The sequence below is a fragment of the Pseudomonas sp. RW409 genome (assembly GCF_003184125.1).
Taxonomy (GTDB): domain Bacteria; phylum Pseudomonadota; class Gammaproteobacteria; order Pseudomonadales; family Pseudomonadaceae; genus Aquipseudomonas; species Aquipseudomonas chlororaphis_I.
Genome location: NZ_QHHP01000042.1, coordinates 261,830 through 283,815 on the forward strand (window position 1 = coordinate 261,830; position 21,986 = coordinate 283,815).

The following is a 21,986-nucleotide window of genomic DNA, read 5'->3' on the forward strand; positions in this document are numbered from 1 at the left end:
AGACCAGTATGGTTTATCCCTTTCAACCATCAAATGAAACCCACAGCAGCCCTTCCGGGCGACCACGTCGAGGTAGGTCTCAGAGTCCTTAGTCAAAAGCAGCAACCTACCACCCAATTACTGAAACGTTGCTCGTACTCTCTGATGTGCGTCAGGCAGGTTAGACCTGAGCAAGTACTCGTTCAGCTCAAGGCTGTCGCTGACATCTGCGGCGTGCCTGACAGGATGCACAAACTCTTGCGTTCCAATGAGGCCAGGATAGCAGCCAATCGCAACACGCCGGCCATCACGTTCTACCAGCAGGGGAATCTCTGGGGTTCCGACTGGCGTACAGCGAAAACCATCCAATTCGAGACTTGAGCGAAGTTGAGACAGGGTGACTACCTGCTCGTCAGGAGAGGAGCAGCAAGGCTTCTCGCCCAACACTGCGTAGCGGAGTAGCAATGCGCCAAGTTTTCGGTCGAGTCTTTTCTGAAGGTGCTGATTGTGAAAATGGTTTAGGCATTCAGTGCAGGAGGTTTCGCACGTGCAGCCTTCCAGAAGCGCAAGTGTCGACTCGAGAATTTCAGGCAAATTCCTAGCTGCGACCTCGGCATACCCTGCTCCCCCTGAAAGGGTGTCATACAAAAAGATGTCGAGCATTCGAGCGTTGTCCTTAAGCGCGGGCTCAATGCGGAAACCTGAACCGAATTCAGCAGGGTCCAAATCCAATTGCCGGTGCCGACTTGCAGCAAGTCGAAGTGCTTCCGCTATCGAGTGCAATGCATCTTCAAGCATCTGCAACACCACGACGTCAACCGTGTTTGTTACCAACGGCTCGGCAATCTTTAGCCTCAACAAGAGAAGGTCGGTGCTGAAGTCATGTCCCAGCAAGACTCGCCGGAATGCGCCAGCGCAGTGCTGCGGTGTCCCTTTTGGACCCAGTTGTTGGTATGGACGGTCATGCACTCCGGCTTGCGGTGCATATTGATCGAATACGGTGGCATGCCCACAGTCGACACAAACCGAAAATCCGCCAAGTTGCGAACCCTCCTTGCCCCGGTTGACTGTCACCAATGTTCGGTCGGTCGCGTGGGTGAAGCTTGCGTTAGGCCCACACTCAGTGAAGGTAAACACCTCAGGGTCAACTGGTTGAGGAAATTGAGCCATGGTGGCGAAAGTAATGTCCTGCTCACGATCATCCTCCGGAAGATCTCGAGCATTTTCCGGGCCGAATACCTCCGGCAAAATCATCGTTTCCTCTTTCAATTCTCCACTACATACCGGGCAGATTTCACCATTGCCTCCAGCTTTGTTGGGATCTCGTACAAATGAGCATGCTTCGCAGTGAACATGTTTTTTTGAGTTTTTGAAAAGAGGACGAGCGCGATTCACCTCACCGGCGGGCATGTCTGCAAAAACACCTCCCGATCGGTAGGTTTTTTTGTCAATTACGATAAGCCGGCCTGGCGCATACTCGCTAAGGGCTTTAGAAATTGCCTGCTGCGGTCGCTGAAGCGTACGGATCTCCCAATTGCCATTTGAGTTTCTCTTCCGCTCCTCGACCAGAAAGCTGGAGAGACTCGTTGGGAAGGCATAACTCGGCAACAGCCCATGGAAAAACAGGAACTCCAAAAGCTCCTTCTGCTCAACACCGGCTCCGGGGTTTTCATCTACCTCGGTTTCCTCCTCACTAATCTCATTGGACGCGATGGGTGGCGGTATATCTGAAGCGAGCTCGCGCAGAGTCGACAGCAAGCCCTCAACCGTTCCCACCAACCACTCACAAAGAGTAGAACCGCGAGTGTCCAAGTTAGGCGGCAACCAAGCCAAAACAGAGGCTTTCAGATCCGCATCTGATGCGAGAACGCGACGTGATACCCAGTTCTCGAAGCTCGCTAGATTGAGGCCCGTATCATCGGCACCGTAAAAAAAGTCCTGGGTTAATCCGAGCGCCTTTAAAAGCAGTGAGGTTTTTTCTGCGGGAGGATTGGTGCCGTCAGCCATCACTTCATGAAAGAAAGTCTGAACCAGATAAGCATGCACGTGCCGGCGGGCAATCTTCGCGTTATCTACCTTGACCTCAGGAGTACGTGGAGGACCGGCGACGATGTGTTCCGGGTTTAAGAAATAATGGCTGTCGTGTGGTCCATTTTGCGAATATGTCACCACGGTGGAGACAGAAGAACCTCGACGCCCTGCCCGCCCGGCGCGTTGCTGATAGTTTTCGCGTTGAGGGGGCACGTTTCTCAGTGCGACCGCCACCAGTGAGCCAATGTCGACGCCGACCTCCATAGTGGTGGTACAACTTAGAACATCGATGGGCCTATCCTTGGCGCCAACAAGAACGTCCTGGAACCTCAATTCGTACAACTCAGTGGTTGCATGGACTTTGCTTCGGTCCCGATTCGACAATTGCGCGGTATGTTCCTCCACGCTCAAGTTTGAGAGGCGTGCTCCCGGTTCGAGCGCCTCTTTTACTGGAAGACGCCAGAAACCTTTGCGTGCAGTGACATAGGTGCTCGTCGAGGGGTCGATCGGTACGGCGCCTTCACTCCCACAGGACAGACAAATGTTTCCACCTAACGCAAATGGCATCAGCGCGGTGCAATCTGGACACTGGGTCCAGATGTGGGAAAGATCAATCACGAGGCGCAAAGAATTAGGAGCAAGGAACCACGCACCATCGACCTCATCGGCTAGCTGCTCACGGAAAGCGACTTCTATAGCTTCATAGGTGGACGTATCCCAGCCCCAACGACTAGTGAGTGCCTCTCTCAAAGCCTTGTCGAACTGTCCCTTACTACCCCACGCGGGCTTGTAGTATCCAGCGGCCTTGTAACGGTAACCCTTATCGATTGTCGCGTCGAAGGCGAAATCCTGAAGCATGGAATCAATCCAGCCAACCGCGAGCGCAAGTAGATCCTCGTCCCCAACTGAAATCCCTTTGTTACTCAAGACCTCCTTCAGCTTTTTGAGCTTTGCTCGCGCAGGCACTACAAAGCCTACGGTCGTACCTGAAAGCGAGTAATAGCTGCCGCATAGGAGCTTGAGTAAAGCAATTCGATAACGTGCGGGTGCCTCCTGTGGGTTGAACCTATCCTCCAACGCTTGACCCAAATCGGAGTCGTAATCACGCTCAAAGACGTCACGCGCATCCTCAATTTTCTTGGCATCCGTGCCATCAAATATAGCGAGATCGTGACCGGTTAAAACGGCAAGGAAAGCTAGATACAGCGTCGGCGTTGGTCGAGGCTCTACCCTTTGCTCATCCAATTGCCCACATGCCAGGGCTATAGCCTGACGAAAAACATCGAGTTCAATATCACGAGGAATATCTCGCGCCAGGCGAGCAGCCTTCTGGCGACCGTCGGAAAAAATGAGAACTTTTCGACCGCCGTTGGGATGTCTTGCATCGTTAGCACGACTCGCCGCCTGACGGGCCATTTGAGTCCGAACCAACGTGGTAAACGGTGCTTCGCCCTTCGTAACATGGTCCATGATCTTCGACGGTTCGTCTTTGGAGCTTCTGGTCCTACGGATGCAGATAGGGCAATTATCGAAAGCTACATCAGGACCAACTGCGACCTTATCTGCTATACGGACTTTGCGGAAACCGGTTCCCTCCGCTGGGCATGTTGCAGAAAGAATGCCAGTAGAGATGTGCAACCACATGTCCCTGTGTCGACTGCGCGGGTGAGCAGTTTCCTCTACGAAAATTTCAACCGGCATAAGGTCCAAGGTTCCGCCTTCGGACAACGGCCCACTTGGCTGATGCCATACGAAATCCATTTCAGCACTGACATACCCTCGGATAAAGGCGGCGCCACAATCACGATGGGTTAACAGCTCATAGACCCGACCATTGGACTCACAACCGCAATGACTCAATGGTTTAGTGTGAAGGCGGCCAAGAATGGTAGGTCCGCCATGCTCGCCCAAGCGCTTCGAACAGTTTGGGTCCACGCAAGCATAGAGCCCTGGCAATCCGCGATGAAATAGGTGCAGACGAGTCGGAAGCAGTACGCGACCATCTGAGCTTCGCTGTGCATGACTCCCCAGGGAGAGTAGTGCGTCGGTAGCTTTTTCGGCTGTTTCTAGAGGACATCCTTCAAAAAGAGTTTGGCTCAAAGTCCCTAGCTTGACCGCCTTACCTGACACCAAGGTAATAAGTTTTTCCATCGGTCCGAAGTCAGTAAGGCTTCGAAACAGCCAGTCGCGAAATGATGAGTGATCGCCAGCACGCGGAGCTTCCCAACCAAGCTGTCCAGCAAGCGCCGCCGCGGCATTTTGGGCAGAAGGGAGATCATTTGCTGCCTCTTGGAAGGCGTCGAGATCAAAGCCCGCCAAGGCATCAATCTGTTCACGGGTAACCGTGTGTACCGAGGAGCGCTGCTCGCTCGTCCCCTGAATAACTTTGACCTTGCGGGAGGAGTTTTCCAACAAACCAGTCAAGTCGCGTGCAAATCGTTCACCGTCCGCGACGGCAGTTTCGCCGGCGCCAAGACTCGCACTGGTGAGAATGCAGCGCATGCGTTCTCGTGGAATTTCCAGTCGGGCACATAGGCGGCGAATGAGAAGCGCGACCTCAGCACCTCCAGCCCCCCTGTACATATGCGCCTCATCCAGAACGAGTATGAACTCGTTCCGGATGTCTTCTTTTAGCCAGTCTCTTGTCTGCTCGAAGATCCCACGCTCAATCGGCCTCATGAGCATGTATTCGAGCATGGAGTAGTTCGTCACCAACAGTTCAGGACAGCGTGCCTGCATCTCGTGCCGTGTCATGAGCTCACGGTCACCTGGCTGAGTTAGCAGCCGCCCCTTCCAGTTTTTTGAAACGAATTGGTTGCCGATTTTCTTCCCGGAGGCATAGGTTTTGGTCTCTACCACATCATCCGCGTAAAAAGCATCAAGATCTTTGCTCGGCCAACGGCCAATACGAGCCAGGTCTTTTTGGATGGCCGGTATCTTGGCCACTTTTTTATAAAACTCCTCGAAGAGCGGCTTGATGAACTGCTCGTCTCGCGTGGAAGAACGCTGCCCCGGGTATGGGGTCCTGCCGGTATAGCTGCCGAAGCGAATCGGTGTTTTCCTACCGTTCGCCAGCAGTTTTGCTGCCTCAGGATTACCGAGTATTCGACGGATACGTGCGAGTTGGTCATTCACCAGGGCGTTCATGGGGTACAGCAACATCGCCCTACAACCGGGCAAAGCAGCAGACTCAGGTCTCTCGGCGCCTTCTACTGCCAGTTTCCCAATGACCGGCATCAAAAAGCTTTCTGTTTTACCCGAGCCCGTACCGGTTGCCACCACCAGGTCAGCAGCCTCATCGCCGAGGAATGAGGTGAGCGCCTGTGATTGGTGCTCATACGGCAGAGGGTAAAGACCAAGTCCCATCACCGACAATTTGGTCAATGCATCTGAGGCAGCCTGTGGTATTGGCAAGTCCTCGTAGGGAGTTCCAACTTTGTAGACCGGCGTTGACTCTACATATGGTGTTTGAGCAATAGTTTCATTCGCTTGGAGAAGCGCGCGTCGCTCCCTGACGAGACCTTCATCGAGTATGTGATACTGAGCCTCGATATATTGTCTTAGGCTATCAGCCAAGCTGCTCGCGGTCTCATGGACGCCTGCCGCTTCAGTCAACGTGGACTTCACACTCATTGGTTCCCTCCTTCTGCGCCGCAGCGCTCATCCAAAACCACGCCTAACCCGTCGAGCGCAGTGCTCACGATGGATAGCATTTCTATAGGTAAAACGTGATACGTCACGCCAGGGTGTTGGCCTTCAGGCGTGGGTATTTGCCAACCAAGCAAAAGAGCTTTCGCTTCCTGCTGGGGTAACCGACGTTCTAATCGAAGTTTTACAAAGCCCTGAGAGGTCACCGCTTTGACTCTCATGGGGCGACCAGCTTGGGCGTCCAAATGAAAACGGAGGCGTCTGGCATCCTGAAAGTCGAGAGACGCCATTTTGCGAATGCGCCCACGGAAATAATCCCCGATGAAATGTAAGGCCACCGGACCTGTCTGGCATTTTGAAAGAAAAACCCCTCCAGCGTTGGGCAATTCCGCCAGGGCTCCCCATCTACCTTTATCGTAAATCGCAATCTCACCCAACTCGCAGGGCACGTCGGTGAACCGCGACTTCATCATTGCTATCAGTCGGATAGACCAAGCTTCGAGCCCTTCGACAGGTGCACCAATCCACTCGCTAGCATCCCAGACGTCGATCCAATCATTACAGGCGATTGCATCGACAAGTCGCACCCTACCTGCGGCTTGTGCCTGGATGTGGTGCGGGAGAGCCTCTATGGGACCGCCGCCTAATATCACTGCGCTGTCGTTGTCAGCTTTGATGGCATGTGCTGGTGGCGTCAGCCAGTTTCCGCCTTGAAGTCTGACCAAGTCACCCAACTCGCCCAAACTATTCAAGACCGACAGCACACCAGGGCGAGCATCAGTATCCTCTGCAAGATCTGGCCAGAGTGGTGATAGCCGCCTTCGGACCATACTGGTCAAGCTAAGGGAGGCAGCGGGCTCCCAATTGCCATTGCCAGCGACCGGTGCAGAAGCGAGGTACGACGCCGCTCGCAGACACTCGGCTATCGCAGCGATACGAAGCCCTTCACCCACAACCCTACAACGAATACCTGCCGCGAGAATTTTTCGCGTTCCTTCGCGGGACATCGCCTGCCACTTCATCTGCGTCCCCTCAGGTTTCTGCCTCGGCTTGCAATTCGGCCAACATCCGGCCCGCGATACGAGCGATATCCTCAACGGGGCCGGCCGTTGCCTTCGCCCATGGGAGAGCCCACAACGTCAACACCGAGTGCAGGTCTTCTTCTGATCTCCCGCCGGGGATAGTCCGCAGTCGTGAGTAAGCACGGTCGGCCATTCTTGTCCAAAGATTGCCGGGGACAAACGAACTCTCTTCTATGAGTTCCTTCAGCTCCGAGACAAGTGCCCGCGGTGAATCATCGTCAAAGCCGTCAATCTGATCCCAAGAGTTGCGCACCAGGTGGCCAAACTTGAGCTCGGGTAACTTGGCCGATACCCCACGCATAGCAAAATTATCCGTATCAAAAACCGGACCGATCTCCGCGAGCGTGCCCCCATCAGGGAACGTGGCAGGACCCTGTGCCCATGCGGCTATCAGCGAGAGATGTTGGTAGCTTGGTAGTGAGAATTGACGGCGCATAACGACGTCTCGAATCGCAGTACCGTACACCTCAAAAGCTGAACGGTTTGCTCCCTTCATCAGCAAACAACCAGACGTTTCCGAGACCACCTCTAGACAATCAATCGCCGCCTCATCGGATACTAATCCGACTGGTACACGCCACTCATGAAACGTTTGACCCCCAATGGCTGCTGCAACGGCGTCTGCCACTAAGTCAGAAATTGAGCCCGAAAACTGCACCATCTGCCCAGCGGACAGCGCGGATAATATCTCGCGGGCCGTGGTATTTGCCGCTCCCTTCATAACTCCGCAAGCCTGAAGGTTGCATGCAATCAGCTCACAGGCGCCTTTGACAGACTGGATATCTACAATCGGCCCCGGTGACTCAACTTCAAAAAGCCGAACCTGTGGTTTGGTCGCCGTGCCATTGCCTCCTTTTGCAACGGCTGCTTCTAAAATATCGATCCGGTCAGCCAAGTGACTGACTGCCGTGACGGCATGGTTCCACTCGAGCTCCTGCGCACAGAGAGCATCGATTGATTGCTTGAGCGCTGAAACCTCTGCCTGAGTTTTGTCCCACGCGCGGCTCTGTTCTGTAAGAGCCTCCAAACTGTGCTGGAACTGATCGGCTCGCGCGTCGGCGGCGGCGATTCCTTCTTTGATCTTTTGCCTTGCAGCGCCAAGTGCGTCGACAACCTCTTCCAGTCCACTGGCACGCTCAGCGATACGTTCGAGTGCAGCCCGAAATTCTTTAACGTCACCCTGACTTTTTTCGACACTCGAGATGACGTCTGCAATGCCTTTAGCCAGAGTGTCCGTCTCGGACTCAAGTTGATCAATTCTCTCCGCCACCTCTTCTGCCGCGGCCTCAGCGATTTCGAAGTAACCTTCAATCTTATGCAACCGCCCCGGAAGCGCATCGATCATAAGGTCACGAGCTAGCGTCGATGCTGGACGAAAGCGTCCGAGTGCGACTTGGGTTTCGGGACCGTCTGCAAAGCCACTGAAGTCCAACAGACGTTCCAGATTCTCCCTGGCTGCGTCAGGGAAAAGCTCTGCCAAGCCAGTTAAAAAAACGGGCCCAGCGTCCGGTGTAGCCGATGAGATGTCACTTGCAGGAAAAGCTGCACCCAATCGACTCTTTCCCCACGCCTCCCACAGTTTGGCAAATGTGCTCCAATCGGCAGCCCCTTTTTGCCCAGGCTGAGTGTGAATGAGGTGCCCGACCAAACGCTTTTGTTTTTCCTTGAACTCGGGGGGCGATCCCCGCCGGAATCCCTGGATTGCCGGCTGACGATCATAAAAAATTTTACGAATACCATGAGGAATCTCCTCAATGAATTCAGTAATCGCAATTTGTCCGAACGCAGAGATACGATCCCTTGCCTCCTGGCTATATTGGTAGCTCATATGAGACTCCTTCCCCTAGCTGTTTGAGCTCAAAGCCGCAGGCGAGGACATCCTTCACCAGCGTACGGTAATTCGGAATAAGTTGTTGATGGGGTCTCAAGCTAGCGAAGGTTCTAACCAGCGCATAGTCATCGGAAACCGCGGCGATTGGGCCACCTGGTTGCAACTGAACCATGAAGCTGAGCAGCCTGGATCGAAGCGAAGGACCCAGGGTAACGAAGGCCTCGCTGATAGGTCTGCTGGAAAGGTCGCCGGCAACGTGCAACCGCCCGAATCCACCGAAGTTGATGTCGACGTGGCATGTCGGATCGACCAAGTGCGCAATGAGCAAGGTCTGCACTTCTGGTGGAAGCAGGCGCTTATGCTGGCTGTCTTCAGGCACTGTGTCGCCGGAAAAAAGTAAGATCTCACTGCGCTGAGAGGACTTGTCGGCAATAAGTCGCCCATTACAGCCGGGTGGCATGGAGAGATACTCAAGCGTCATTGTCTGAGCTCTGGCAGCCATGACAAAGGTCCTGCATTTTTTTTGGTGCAAAGGGATGACGTGTTGTTTCAACTCCCGGTCCCTAAATGCAATCTCTACAGCCGGCAACTTTTGATTTCGGTACGGCGAAAGTGTGCAGGAGATAAATTTCTCGATGTCGGGGTAGTCCGCCTTTGCGACTCGGAAGTCTTGGGTTTTCTCGGTTGCCAAAACAAAGAACGCTGGCGACTTTTCAATCCCGGTGGCAGAAAGGCGCTCTCCCCCCCCGTGCACTTGCATTGTCGGCCCCTTGTCCTGCTGTCCTACGGGCATCATCTGTGTCGACAGCAGTACCGCAGGCGACTGAATGCATTCAATAGCGTTAAGGCTCGAGTTTCTCGTAAGAAACGGCCATATCGGGGTAATCGAGGGGGCAGGTGGATTTACGCACAGCCCCGTAAAGTTATGAAGCCATTCCACACAGCCTTCAGAGAGCTTTTCCGGGATGGTGGCAAGAGCCAGGTTCCAGCCCTGCCTGCCCTGAAACTTATCGAGTACGATCTCATCAGGAAAAACTGGAGCGGCACTTTCACTCCATAAAAAAGCGTATGTTTCCGAACCTCTGAGCTCCAGTGCTCGGGGAAAGCCGGTTGCCCCTTCGCGCCCTGACGCTGAAAAGACAGCAGCTCCCGAGGATGGAAGTCCCGGACACTCGCGATCCACACTGGCCATAAAAGAAGGATCGGCATGGTCGCTATAGGACACGATGCGATAATTTTCGACGGACAGTTCGGCCATCACCCGAAAGCCCTTGGTCATACCGCGCATATTTAAGTGCTGGAGCCTTCCTCCCACGTCGATTGTGACAGTGGCGTCACACACACGACATGCAGGTACTGCCAGCTCAAGCGACCAGGCAGCACGCTGCCCTCTGGTAATCATCAGACGCAGATCCATCCGGCGCTTCATCACGGTGGCGAAAGCGCTGCCTTCTGCGTTCTGTCCGTATTGGCTCGGGATAAAATTTTCGCACTCTGGTGATCCGAATCCGGGCCAGTGACCAAAGTGTTTTTTTTGTTTGGCTCCCGACTTAAAATTCACCATTGCTTTGCAGCACGGGCAAATGAACAACCCAATCCCCGACGATTGCGCAGCGGACTCTAGCTTGTTCGACAGTTTGTTAACGGCGTATTCCAACGCACTTCCCCTTGCGTCCCTAGTACCCGCAACTGTTGCCTAGCATCACTTCTCGCTTAGCCTCGGTGCGGAGAATCTGAGCTTGACTACCAAACAAATCAATCAGGTTAGTCGGCGTCCAGCCTCGGTATTCCGGCATACTCCTGGAGCGCGGGATCATCCATCGATCCAACGCCAGGCCGGAAATTTCGCTTACAGACAGGAGCGAACTTACGTCAGGCTTACCCTTCCCAGACTGCAAGATTTTAGTTGCATTGGATGCAAGCTGACAGATGAAGACCTCACGCTGAATACCGTGGCGCATCAAATCATCCTTGAACCCTAATGCCGTAAGCGCAGCGCGTGTGGTCCGCAAGCGCCAGTTGGGCCCCTGCCCATAACCATGCTGGTCGGCGTATGTATGGTCGATGTGACGCAGGTAGTCACGCATCTCCATGAACAACCAATCAGGGATGTGAAAATGCCCCCAGCCGCCGGTATAACCAATTGGCTTGAGATATTGAGTGCCATCCAGCTTCAGCCGGTTATAGACCGAGGATCGTCCCATCGATGATGTTGTGACGATGGACAGTAGGCGAGCCTTCTTTTCTGCCTGCGAGATGATCCCTGTCGAGGTGCCATAGGCCTTCGCAAAATCGTCGTAAATATCACGGCTACGAAGCAGGCACGCGACCAACTTGCCTCCAAGGAGCGAGTTGTAAGGTGGGATCGCCCCAAGAACATAGGCATCCATCAGATTGACTAGTCGAGCCCCCCTGTCATGGATATCCCAGCCAATGAATTTGTCTCTAACACCCAGATTGAAAACAGGATCGCCGATCGCGATAAGCCCCATGAGCTTGCCGTTGCTTTCATCCCAAACCAGGTAACGCAGACGTCTGCCGAAACCGTTTGAAACCGGCACAGACCAGGACAAGGCAGCGAGCCTGAATAAATCGCCCTGCCAAGTATCTGAGGAAACCCGTTCCAAAACCGGAGAAATCTTCTCAGGGTTCACATCTTTGCCCGATGCAAAAAACTGCATCAGCTTCCCCCCAGCCCGCGACACAAATTTCTCGCTCGCGAGAAGTCGCTCTTCACGCTGGGCGCTGTGAAGGGTGCGGATCGCGTCTTTGGTATTACCTGGGGCTCGTAAAGCCCCCTCATCCGTTTTGGTGAAGCCTAAGGAGTGCAGATGTTCGCGCAGCTTTCTCTTGAGGTTCGCTTCCCGGGGATTGATCCCGATGATGATTGCATCGCCTTTTGGCATTAGCTGCTTCCTGCTCAATACTCTTCCAATTGAGCTCCTTAAAAACAAAGGGCTCGGGTTCCTGTACTAATACACGGATGATGCTAGTGGTCTTAGCAAAACGTAGATCGTGGAATTGCAAAGCAATGCGTGCATGGAGAGCTAGTGAGCACACACTCGCCAACCATATCGATCAGCGTCAGCATGCCCGTTATGGCGTTCAAAATGTCACTTCCCCAAGCGTTCAAGCTGTGGCTCGCTAGGTCGGCAAATCGTACAGCGCTGTAGGGCTTATAGAAAGGCTACTGACGCTAACCCCCCTGTAAGGGCAGCCCGAGATAGTCGCTGGTGCGATTTGGTCCAGCGCCCTCGCCCCCTCTCGATAAAGGCCACTTGCCATTATTTCACGTTCAAGGAAGAACTGCGCCCTATTCGACTACCTAAATCAGTCGGTTGGAGAATTCAGCTTGTAGTGGTCTAATGAAACCGGACACCCATTTAGGCGAAAATGCTCGCCAGATAGAGGTGTCAGATGACCAAGCAACGTCGTTCCTTTTCCGCTGAATTCAAACACGAGGCTGCAGCCCTCGTGCTCGATCAAGGCTATAGCCATATCGAGGCCTGCCGCTCGCTGGGGGTAGTCGAGTCCGCGTTGCGTCGCTGGGTGAACCAACCCCAGCAGGAGCGCAGCGGTGTTACTCCGCAGACAAAAGCGCTGACGCCCGAACAGCAGAAGCTCCAGGAGCTGGAAGCCCGGATCGCTCGTCTTGAACGGGAGAAATCCATTTTAAAAGTTGAGCGACCGGATATTCCGAATATCTTGAATCGAGAGTTTGAAATGCCGGCACCCAACCAGGTCTGGTGTGGCGATATCACCTACATCTGGGCGCAAGGGAAATGGCATTACCTGGCTGTCGTGCTGGATCTCTATGCACGTCGAGTTGTGGGCTGGGCGCTGTCGAGCAAACCGGACACGGACTTGGTGACCAAGGCATTGGATATGGCTTACGAGCAGCGTGGTCGGTCTCAAGAACTGCTACCCCAGCGAAAATTCCTGAATGCGACACGGACAACTTTCTTGACGCGTGAACCAGGAGTGATCAGCACTGCGTGGAGGTCTTGCGTAGAATTGCGGACGCGAGTTCCTGGAGCGCATGAATGATGCGAGAGCGTTCACGCGGATCCTGGGCTGCCGCTAATACCGTGCGCAGCTACTGCTGCGCCTTTACCTACTGGTCAGCATGGCTGCAGTTGCGTTATCGCCGACGGCTTAAGGATGGCGGCGACCAGGTAGCACGCTTTGTGAAGCGTCGCGCTGAGCCGCCGGCTTGCCTGGGGACTGGGCCGAGCACAGTTTGCGTTCGGGCTTCGTCAGCGAAGCCGGGCGCCAGAGCGTACCACTGGGTGAAATCATGGCGATGACCGAGCACCGTTCGATCCCGACGGTGATGGGCTACTTCCAAGCTGGAGCGCTACTCAATAGTCGTGCTACAAATCTATTGATTACCAGAGACAAGAGTGACGGCAATGAATAGAGTGCGCTCATGAGCCAGGCTAGTCGCTGTCATCCGTTCATAGGACTCTGGCACGCACGCCCCAAGAAGGCTGCAATGATAACGGAAAGGGACCAATTGTGCTCGGCCCCGCGGTAATGGCGACGGCATACACTTGCGACATTTAATGCACCGCGCCGGGACATGGGGGGACCTGCTGCTGGCGGATCTTCGCCACAACAGCCTCAGCACCACCTAGAATATCTACTACAACTCTCTTTACGAACAGAAAGCGCACTCAGTAAGGGGCTGAAAATAAAACTGAGCGTGCATTCTCCCCAACCTCGACGGCAAGCGACGGCAAGGAGGAATATAGTGTTTGCTGAGAGTCTTAAACATCATGGCTATGGCGAATATCGTGCTCGATTGAAAGCACTGCTGGAAATCCCTGAATCTGCCAGCGATCTCGAGATTCATACCATGATCAGTCTTGGCTTTCCTGCTGCACGTCTGAGGAGGCTCGTTGACGATGAGGTTTTTACATCACTAGATCTAAGTCAGATCATCTCGCTGCGAACCCTCAGGAAACGGATCAAGAACGACCGGCCGCTTACCATTGAAGAAAGCGACAGGCTCTTTCGGTTAGCTCACATAAGATCGATGGCTGAAGTAATCTTTGGCAACACCGACAAGGCCTCGCGATGGCTATCCAAACCCAAGAAACGATTCTCCGGTATGGCGCCACTACATTTACTCACAACCCAGCAAGGCACGAGCCAAGTCGAAGAGATGTTGATTCAAATCGCCGAAGGCTTCGCTCTATGACCGGAGGCACCCACGTGGCATATAGCCGTTCTATCTCCGGTACAGCTTCAAACAAATCGGCAACCAAACCATAGTCGGCAACCTAGGGATGGTCTGAAGTAGCCCAATATTTTCTGGCTAATTCTTCATCCTCGATGCCAAAAGCGGCAGCAGGTCAAGATGCGATCGGATCTGCTGCCTATTTCATGTTTTTTCGCCACTGCGAGCACCTCGTAGCAACCATTTCGCGTACTACAGACGCACCTCTCCAGTCTTCGAGAGCAAATGCCGACGAGCCATCCACAGGCTCGACAGCGCGAACAGCGTCACCATCTGCGCGGTGTTCTTGACCAAGCCTCGGAACCGCACCTTGGTATAACCAAACTGACGCTTGATCACCCGGAAGGGATGCTCGACCTTGGCCCGCACCTGAGCCTTGGCTTTCTCGATCTTGCGCAGCGCCTTGTACAAGGCACTGTGCTTTCCATGTTTCTTGTAGCTGCTGCGGCGGGCCGCAATCTGCCAGATGACCTGGCGACCTTCATGTTCAGGACGCTTCTCGACCCCGGTATAACCGGCGTCAGCGCACACCACGTGTTCCTCGCCATGCAACAGTTTGTCGACCTGGGTGATGTCCGCGACATTGGCCGCCGTGACCACCACGCTATGCACCAGACCCGACTCATCGTCGGCACCGATGTGCGCTTTCGCACCGAAGTAATACTGGTTTCCTTTCTTGGTCTGGTGCATCTCAGGATCGCGCTTGCCGTCCTTGTTCTTAGTCGAACTGGGCGCGTGGATCAGCGTGGCATCGACGATGGTGCCCTGACGCAACGACAGGCCGCGATCCCCAAGGTAGCCATTGATCACGCCCAAAATGCCTGCTGCCAACTCATGTTTCTCCAGCAAGCGACGGAAGTTGAGGATGGTGGTTTCGTCAGGGATACGCTCCAGGCTCAGTCCAGAAAACTGTCGCAGGATCGTGGTCTCGTACAGCGCTTCTTCCATCGCCGGATCGCTGTAACCGAACCTGTTCTGCATCAGGTGTATGTGCAGCATCGCCATCAATGGATAAGCCGGACGACCACCTTCCCCCTTGGGTAGTGCGGCTCAATCAGGGTGATCAGCCCCTTCCACGGCACCACCTGATCCATCTCGATCAGGAACAATTCCTTGCGGGTTTGCTTGCGCTTGCCAGCGTACTCGGCGTCGGCAAAGGTCATCTGTTTCATCGGAAAACTCGGTGACAGGTGTCCGTGGATTTTGCCAAATTAGGAAGTCTTTTTCAGGGTATTCCTAGACCGCTGTCAAAATAAAATCATATTAATATCATATTGGAATCAAAATAATCACACCCAAAATTATTTCCCCAGAAATTTTATTGACACTCGTGACAATCAAGCTAACTTTCCCTTTACCTCACTGAACACGAGCTCACCCAAATTCCGCCATCAATATAATTGAACACCAATGCCTTATCCCTCTTCAATAACGAGAGCAGTTGGTCGAGTTTGAGGGTCTCATAATGCACTTCATTACACAGGGAGAAGTGTTCCATGAGTTACCTGAAAATTAATATCCCCAAAAGGGCGCAGGAAAAAGTCTCAATATCCCCACAGGGGACACATCCCGCTTCATTTCTTTCAACAGCGTTGAAGCAGTCAACGCCTATCGATTTCCACAGCTCAGTGACAGGCCGTTTACTCGGCATGATCGATGACGGGCAAATACCGTTGGTGTCATGGTCCGAGCAGGAGGCCTCTGTCGCTCTACCGGCACGCAGCATTGTCGACTTGCGTAACGATCATGTCGGACGGGAAGTCCTATTGATGTTCGAGCAGGCCGATCAAAGTCGCCCCATTATAATAGGGGTGCTACGGACTAAAGAAAATCGACCACAGGCGTTAGTGCCGCTGGAAGTCAGGTATGACGGCGGGCGCGTGCTTCTGGATGCCGATACGGAACTGGTCCTTCGCTGTGGAAAGTCTCATTTGACTCTACGTCAGGATGGACGGGTAGAAGTATACGGAGAAACCATTGTCACCCGTGCTGCTGGAGCCAACAAAGTGCAGGGTGGCTCTGTCCAGTTGAATTAAGGTTCGCCATGAAGAATGGATTCGCTCCGGTCGAGATCTCGTCCTTGTTGAATATTCCCGTCGTAACTGAGCATGCTGACGAGGCTTCGTTTTTGTGGTCGACACGGGAGCGTGCGGCCTTAGCACCGCATTACCACCTCGACCAACTCGCATTGTTGGATGAGCGCGTACTGGCCCATCTTGAAGGTCTACGTGTCGCCGGGGAAGTAGGCTTACAGTTGGCCACCCAAGCGTTGGGGAACCTTAATAGCGGCACCCTTTTTGTCGCGGGGTGGCTCGCCTTCGCCCTTCAAAATCGCGAGGCGATGAGCCATACATTCTCGATCGCACTCAGCGATCCGGAGTTGAGTGACGCGTTGATCTCAGCGTTGTCCTGGCTCGATTGGGACAACCTCGAACCCCTTCTGCAACGGCTGGTGGAATCACCACTATCGGCTCATCGCACCATCGATCTGGCAGTGCGGGTGGCTCAATGCATACCGGTACGGCAAGAAATCATCGCAGCATTGAATGACCCTGATCCTCAACTACGTGCCCGAGCCCTGCGTGCGATTGGCGAGCGTGGTCTGACAGAGTGCGAGGGAGCATTGGATAGCGCCACTTCAGATTCGCATGAGGGGTGTCGATTCTGGTCTTACTGGTCGCGTGCGTTGCAAGGGGATTTCCGCGCGGCCGAACTGGCCTTCGAAGTCAGCGAAGCCGCACAGCAAACCGGCCCGGCATTGGAAATCGCCGCGCGTGCAGGATACCCGGACTGGGTGCGCAGCCTCATTCGAGGTTTGGCAGGCAACAGCACAACCTTGCGCCAGGCCGTCATTGCCGCCGGTGCATTTGGCGATCCTGCCGTCATGCCCTGGTTATTGGAGCTTTGCGGGGATGATGCGTTCTCCTGCGTTGCGGCCGAGGCATTCGCTCTCATCACGGGAGTCGATCTGGAGGATCCATCCTTACGTCGCGATCCACTCGACTTGGAGGATGAACACCCGGATGACGCTTTCGCATATTGGGTCAGCACTGAAGCACTGCACGACTGGTGGCAAGCCGAACAGGGGCGGTTCACCCCGGGCTCTCGTTATCTAGCCGGGCGACCGATCAGTGAGGCTGCCGCCATCAGGCTCCTGCATGGCGGGACGCAACGCCAGCGACGGGGCGCAGCCATCGAGTTGGCTCGTTTGCGGAAAGGGGCGTCGGTTTTCCCCGTAACCGCCCGTGCCGACCGCCAGCAACGGTGGTTGGCAGCATGAGGTTCACCAAGGTCACCCCGTTCGAGGCCGCTTGGACGATGGGCTTTCAACGTGACGGCTGCGAACTGCTGGTGGTCATCGTCAAGGCCACCTATCGAATGCCAAGCAAACCGGGGCAGCCGGCCCAACTACATGTCGATCAACAGCCGTTGATAGAGGCCGACGAGTTCATTGGCGAGCCAGGAGTCAGCGCCCCATTACGGGAAAGCGAGTTCGCGCATTTCAAACCGGCCTGCGATGTATTGGTGATCGGTCAGGCACAGGTCCCGGATGGCGGCATCGCCACGCACCTGCACGTCGGCCTGCGAGTCGGCACCCTGATCAAGCATTTCAACGTGGTGGGGGACCGCCACTGGCGCAAAAGCTTGCTCGGCACCACCGTGAGTGTGAGTGAAGCCCTGCCGTTTACGACAATGCCCGTCGGATATGAACGCGCCTTCGGAGGCATAGACGCTACACGCCTGTCGCGTACCGGCAAGGTTGCAACCTTCCTTGCCAATCCGGCGGGACGGGGCTACTGGCGGCACACGGAGCAAATCGACGGCCAGCCACTGCCGAACACCGAAGAGAGCGATCGCCCGGTCACCCGCCACAACGGTAAATATCGCCCCATGGCATTGACGCCAATCGGCCGCTCCTGGGGGCCGCGGCAACGCTATGCCGGAACCTACGATGAACACTGGCTGAACGAGCAGGCGCCGTTCTGGCCAGACGACTTCGACGAGCGTTACTTCCAAGCTGCGCCAGAGGATCAAATCATCCCTTACCCCCAGGGCGGTGAGGATGTGATCTTGAAACACCTGACACATGATGGACTCCGCACCTTCCATTTGCCGCGCCAGACCATGCCGGTCACCTTCATCCCCTATCGAGGCCGAGACATCGACCAGGAGGCGGTCCTCGACACCATCGTCCTGGAGCCGGACAGCGAGCGCTTCACGATGACATGGCGCACCGGTATTGCGCTAAACGGCAGTGTGTTCGAGGTGAAGGAAACCATCGTCGGCGAAATGAGCGAAGCCTGGCACCGTACCCAGCGCTTTCCGTATAAGACCTACTACCGCAGCCTGGCTGAGGCGGTAGCGGCCAAGAGAAAGAGGATGGCGCGATGAGGATTCCTATTGCCGTTCGTGCGTCGGGGCTCGTTACCGCGCTTGGCTACAACGCGCCCTCCACGTTGGCGGCCTTGCGTGCCGGTATCAGCGGCGTGATGACGAGGGCTTGGGCCGATCGAGAGGGAGGAGAACCCTATCGATGTGCCCGCATCGTCCTGCCACAGCGCTGGACCGGTGTTGAACTGCTGGCCGATCTGGTGGCGCCTGCAATTGTCGAGTGCTTGCAGGTCTGCCGTGAGGAAACATTATCGGAAATTCCGTTGTTAATAGGGACCGCGCATCCATCGCGCCCAGGCCGGCCGGAAATGATCGAGTCGCAACTGCTCGATGCCCTGGCGGAGCGCCTGGATGCTCCTCTGCATCCAGCCTCACGTATCTACCCCGCCGGGCAATTCGGTTGCGCGCAAGCACTGATCGATGCCCAGACGCTGATAGCGGCAGAACATGCCCGGTATGTATTGATAGCCGGTGTCGATAGCTACATCGATCATGAAACATTGGATGCCTACGAAGTGCATCGACGAGTGCTTTGCACCGGTAACTTCAATGGATTTCTTCCGGGGGAAGCGGGCTCTGCCGTATTGCTTTCTGCCCCTGTAGCGACCGGAAGCGCGCTGTACGTCATGGGGTATGGCCAAGCGGTTGAGACTGCACCCATAGATGGTTCCAAACCGTTGCGGGGAGAGGCCATGACCCAGGCGGTGCGCAATGCCTTGGAAATGGCGGGAGTCACCATGTCCGATATTGCGTTTCGACTGAGCGACCTTTCGGGTGAGCACTACAAGTTCAAGGAAGCGATGTTCGTTGCCATGCGGCTGGATCGTAGCGAGCGGAGAAAAACGCTGGATATGTGGCATCCGATCGAATACCTGGGCGAGATCGGTGCAGCCATTCTGCCGTGTCTGCTGGGCTGGACTGAGCATGCCATGCGCATGAAGTATGCCCCTGGACGCCATGTCCTATGCCATGTGGGCAGCGATACCGGAGAAAGAGCTGCCTTCGTGCTCCAAAGCGGCATTAAGGATAACGACATCGGAAGGGAGGTTACGTTATGAGTGCCAATGTATTCGTCAACGGGCGAGAGCTTTCGGCGGAGAAAGACGATACCCATGTCTTGGGAGCGATGCCGGATGTCTGCCTATCGCCCCCGGCGCCACCAGCCGGTCCTACCCCTATTCCCTACCCCGACTTCGCAAAGGCCAGTAACACTTCTCAGGGAGCGCGGACGGTCAAGGTCAAAGGCGGTCAAGTTGGCCTGAAGAACATTTCCAACTACGCCCGATGTACTGGTGACGAAGCGGCTACACGTTCATATGGGATGAACGTAACTGAGCATTGCCTACAGAGCAAGACGATCGCGCAGGCATGGTCCTTCGACGTTAAGATCGAAGGCAAGCATGCCGTCCGGCTACTGGACCTGACCACAAACAACAACCGCTGAGGCAGCAACATGTCGACATCCGTCCTGCCCAAAGGAGGGACCGTGGCGGACGGCAAAAAGCCGGACTGCAAGGACCTAGAAAAGAAGAACATCGATGAACGCGAGAGTTTTATCAAGAAGATGAAGAACGAGCTCAGAGAGACGAACAAGAATGGTCTCAAGTTCCCAAAGGACAAGCGCCGCGCGCTCGTGCTGGCCGAACGCACGGGCATGACGTATTCCTCGGCAGTAAGCGCGATCCCGAACGCCGGAGGAGTCGCGACACAATCCAGCAGTGGACTGGCCAACAAGTACATCACCACCGGTGGCAAGGGCGGTACCGGCGCGCAGAAGGTCGGCCTCAGTGGAGCAATCCGCAACAGCCCGTCGAACCAACATACCGATGCAAAAAGCAAGGCCGGTACCCTCTGCAACTTCCGCCGTGTCCACCCGGGTGGCGGCTACGGTGGCCATGCCGAATGCAAGATATTCAACGACCTCACCAACCAGGTGGAGGGCGCGTTGCGCGGCGGCTCGGTGCTGCTCAGCATTGACTGGCGTCCGAAGAACCTCCAGACCGGCACGACGGAGTACCACGGCACACCTTGCTCCACCTGCTATGACATGCTCTGCGAGGCAGCTAACGAGTGCAATATTGAGATCTTGATCTGCGATCATCAAAACAAACCACAGCCAATGTCGAAGAGCGACTGCAAAAAGCCCGGCGGCTATAGAAAACTGGTCATACTTATCAACGGCCGCGCAAAGGGAGGCCGCCTGAAGGCGCCCGGCACCTGAGCGGCAGGCTGAATCTAAAAGGTTGATGAATGAAAATTGCAAACTACCTGCTGACCGCCAAGGTCGACGAGCTACCGATCGACTACAAGTGGAGTGTCAGTATTGGAAACAAATTCCACGGTGTGACCAACGACGATAACCCTAAGCTGGGCAAGGCACTCGGCCAAATCAACGAGAAGGCGTCCTACGGCCTAGTCATCGCATGCGTCGAATGGGTAGTCGCGCGTTTGTCCCGGCACCTGGACGTCTCCGATGCTCTGCTGCGCGTGGAGGCCTCTTGGGCGGCGATGATCGATCCTCGCTATGCGCAACTCTCCGCACCCGACGCACCCGATGTCGATGAACGATTCGTTCTGACCGGCCCGCTCTGGTCATCGCTTACGATGATGTGCGACTCTTTCGAAGAAAGCATTCAGACCTCCGACGGCACTGGCCTCTTCGATAGCAGCATCTCCCTAGTCCTGCTCGGGCAGCATGTCGTCGGCCGCTCACCGCTATTCAAAACCTGGCTGCCCGACACACTGCAGCGCCTCCAGCAGATATCGCCCAACCGACACCAGCCCCTGCCCAACCAAGCCCCTGTGCTGCGCGAAACCTTTGACCCTGCCGGATACGTGGCAGGCAGCGAGGATGCGCTGCGAGATGCTTTTCTCGCGACGTTGGATCCGGATCGCAATCCTTACCTGCGACCGGTGGACGAGTTGAACGCACTGGGTATGACCACCCCTTATCCCGGCAAGCCCTGATGCCCCTACAGCGACCGGGCTGGATCACGCTGGACGACGCAATGCGGCGCAATCTGCGCTTCATCTGGGACGATGCGCGCGTCGACGCCGACTTCACAGGCAATGACGACGAGGTGCTGGAAGCTGCGGTCGACATGTCGATCCGCGCCCGTATGGCCCTCGCCATTGGCCTGTACGAATGGGTAGTGTGGCGCTTCGACGGGCTGCATGCGCATGCCGAACCCACTCAGGTGCTGCAGGCCGCCTGGTGCGCCACCGTCGATCCCCGCTACCTCCGCTATTTCGAACTCGACCGCAATGAGTGGATCGGCCCAGTGGACGGTGCGCTGTGGTGCGCGATGACCCACCTCCGCCAAGGGCTGGCCCACGGCTATGCCTATGAGGGCGACCTGTTCGACACGTTGCGCTTCTTGCACGATCTGGCGGCGCACGTCCTGCCCCTCCAGGAGGGCTTCCGTAACTGGCTGAAGCCAGTGCTCGACCGACTGGTTGACAATCACCCACCGCATAACCCTGATCCGCTCGCCGACCTGTTCAACCAGCGCATCGGCGAACAGCTCGGGCCTTTGGTCGGCCGCGACGAGTTGGACCCCAATTTGCCGCCGAATCCCCAGCGCACACGAGCCTTCCTGCAGCAGACGCTGGCCGGCGCCATTGCTGAGGCCAACCCCTTCCTCGCAACCCCGGCAGACCTAGCCGATCTCGGTTTCGATAGCGAGCCCTACGCGTTGCCGGACGCCACTACTTTGGCCGCACAGTGGCTCAGACCACCACCAGCATCCTCTTGAATAGAGTCGCCCCAGTCAGATTCTGG

The 21,986-nt window shown here is 55.5% G+C and carries 14 protein-coding genes and 3 pseudogenes; 11 read left to right on the plus strand and 6 right to left on the minus strand.

Annotated elements, in window-relative coordinates; genetic code table 11:
- Positions 1-117 precede the first annotated feature (117 nt).
- The 5 genes from DK261_RS28205 to DK261_RS28225 all read right to left on the minus strand — a co-directional run bounded on the left by DK261_RS28205 (position 118) and on the right by DK261_RS28225 (position 11,477).
- On the minus strand, positions 118-5,643 hold the full coding sequence (locus DK261_RS28205) for a DEAD/DEAH box helicase (RefSeq protein ID WP_110177103.1): 5,526 nt from the start codon (positions 5,641-5,643) through the stop codon (positions 118-120).
- Entirely contained in the window at positions 5,640-6,410 is a 771-nt protein-coding gene (locus DK261_RS28210) for a hypothetical protein (protein ID WP_177411737.1), read from the minus strand. Before DK261_RS28210 ends, DK261_RS28205 begins: the two co-directional genes overlap by 4 nt.
- 280 nt (positions 6,411-6,690) lie before the next feature.
- A complete protein-coding gene (locus DK261_RS28215) occupies positions 6,691-8,568 on the minus strand; it encodes a hypothetical protein (protein WP_110177106.1) in 1,878 nt (625 codons plus the stop codon).
- The gene (locus DK261_RS28220; RefSeq protein ID WP_146218560.1) at positions 8,552-10,228 is read right to left on the minus strand and encodes a hypothetical protein; all 1,677 of its coding nucleotides are present in this window, start codon (positions 10,226-10,228) and stop codon (positions 8,552-8,554) included. The genes DK261_RS28215 and DK261_RS28220 overlap by 17 nt, the downstream gene beginning before the upstream one ends.
- Positions 10,229-10,247: 19 nt before the next feature.
- Positions 10,248-11,477 carry a Druantia anti-phage system protein DruA gene (locus tag DK261_RS28225; RefSeq protein WP_110177109.1) on the minus strand — a complete coding sequence of 410 codons (1,230 nt, stop codon included), beginning with the start codon at positions 11,475-11,477 and terminating at the stop codon, positions 10,248-10,250.
- A gap of 511 nt (positions 11,478-11,988) precedes the next feature.
- Between DK261_RS28225 and DK261_RS28230 the strand changes: the two are divergent.
- From DK261_RS28230 to DK261_RS28240, 3 genes and pseudogenes are all read left to right on the plus strand, one after another.
- A pseudogene (locus DK261_RS28230) lies at positions 11,989-12,477 on the plus strand (transposase); the annotation flags it as partial.
- Positions 12,478-12,737: 260 nt separating this feature from the next.
- Positions 12,738-12,991: pseudogene (locus DK261_RS34000) on the plus strand (integrase); the annotation flags it as partial.
- A gap of 333 nt (positions 12,992-13,324) precedes the next feature.
- Entirely contained in the window at positions 13,325-13,774 is a 450-nt protein-coding gene (locus DK261_RS28240) for an antitoxin Xre/MbcA/ParS toxin-binding domain-containing protein (protein ID WP_110177111.1), read from the plus strand.
- 231 nt (positions 13,775-14,005) lie between these two features.
- Here the strand turns inward: DK261_RS28240 and DK261_RS28245 are convergent.
- A pseudogene (locus tag DK261_RS28245) lies at positions 14,006-14,985 on the minus strand (IS5 family transposase).
- A gap of 324 nt (positions 14,986-15,309) precedes the next feature.
- Between DK261_RS28245 and DK261_RS28250 the strand changes: the two are divergent.
- The 8 genes from DK261_RS28250 to DK261_RS28285 are packed head-to-tail and all read left to right on the plus strand — an operon-like array spanning position 15,310 to position 21,960.
- Positions 15,310-15,849 (plus strand): DUF6484 domain-containing protein, encoded by a 540-nt coding sequence (locus DK261_RS28250; RefSeq protein ID WP_146218561.1) that lies wholly within the window; start codon positions 15,310-15,312, stop codon positions 15,847-15,849.
- 8 nt (positions 15,850-15,857) lie between these two features.
- Positions 15,858-17,093, plus strand: a complete 1,236-nt coding sequence (locus DK261_RS28255) for a TIGR02270 family protein (RefSeq protein ID WP_110177116.1) — start codon at positions 15,858-15,860, stop codon at positions 17,091-17,093.
- On the plus strand, positions 17,090-18,205 hold the full coding sequence (locus DK261_RS28260) for a DUF2169 domain-containing protein (RefSeq protein ID WP_110177118.1): 1,116 nt from the start codon (positions 17,090-17,092) through the stop codon (positions 18,203-18,205). The genes DK261_RS28255 and DK261_RS28260 overlap by 4 nt, the downstream gene beginning before the upstream one ends.
- A complete protein-coding gene (locus tag DK261_RS28265; protein WP_110177120.1) occupies positions 18,202-19,263 on the plus strand; it encodes a hypothetical protein in 1,062 nt (353 codons plus the stop codon). Before DK261_RS28260 ends, DK261_RS28265 begins: the two co-directional genes overlap by 4 nt.
- Positions 19,260-19,649, plus strand: a complete 390-nt coding sequence (locus DK261_RS28270) for a PAAR-like domain-containing protein (RefSeq protein WP_110177122.1) — start codon at positions 19,260-19,262, stop codon at positions 19,647-19,649. Before DK261_RS28265 ends, DK261_RS28270 begins: the two co-directional genes overlap by 4 nt.
- A 42-nt stretch (positions 19,650-19,691) precedes the next feature.
- The gene (locus DK261_RS28275; RefSeq protein ID WP_110177124.1) at positions 19,692-20,426 is read left to right on the plus strand and encodes a hypothetical protein; all 735 of its coding nucleotides are present in this window, start codon (positions 19,692-19,694) and stop codon (positions 20,424-20,426) included.
- A gap of 29 nt (positions 20,427-20,455) precedes the next feature.
- Complete coding sequence (locus DK261_RS28280) at positions 20,456-21,172, plus strand: hypothetical protein (RefSeq protein ID WP_110177126.1); 717 nt, start codon at positions 20,456-20,458, stop codon at positions 21,170-21,172.
- 41 nt (positions 21,173-21,213) lie between these two features.
- The gene (locus DK261_RS28285) at positions 21,214-21,960 is read left to right on the plus strand and encodes a hypothetical protein (RefSeq protein ID WP_110177128.1); all 747 of its coding nucleotides are present in this window, start codon (positions 21,214-21,216) and stop codon (positions 21,958-21,960) included.
- Positions 21,961-21,986 lie beyond the last annotated feature (26 nt).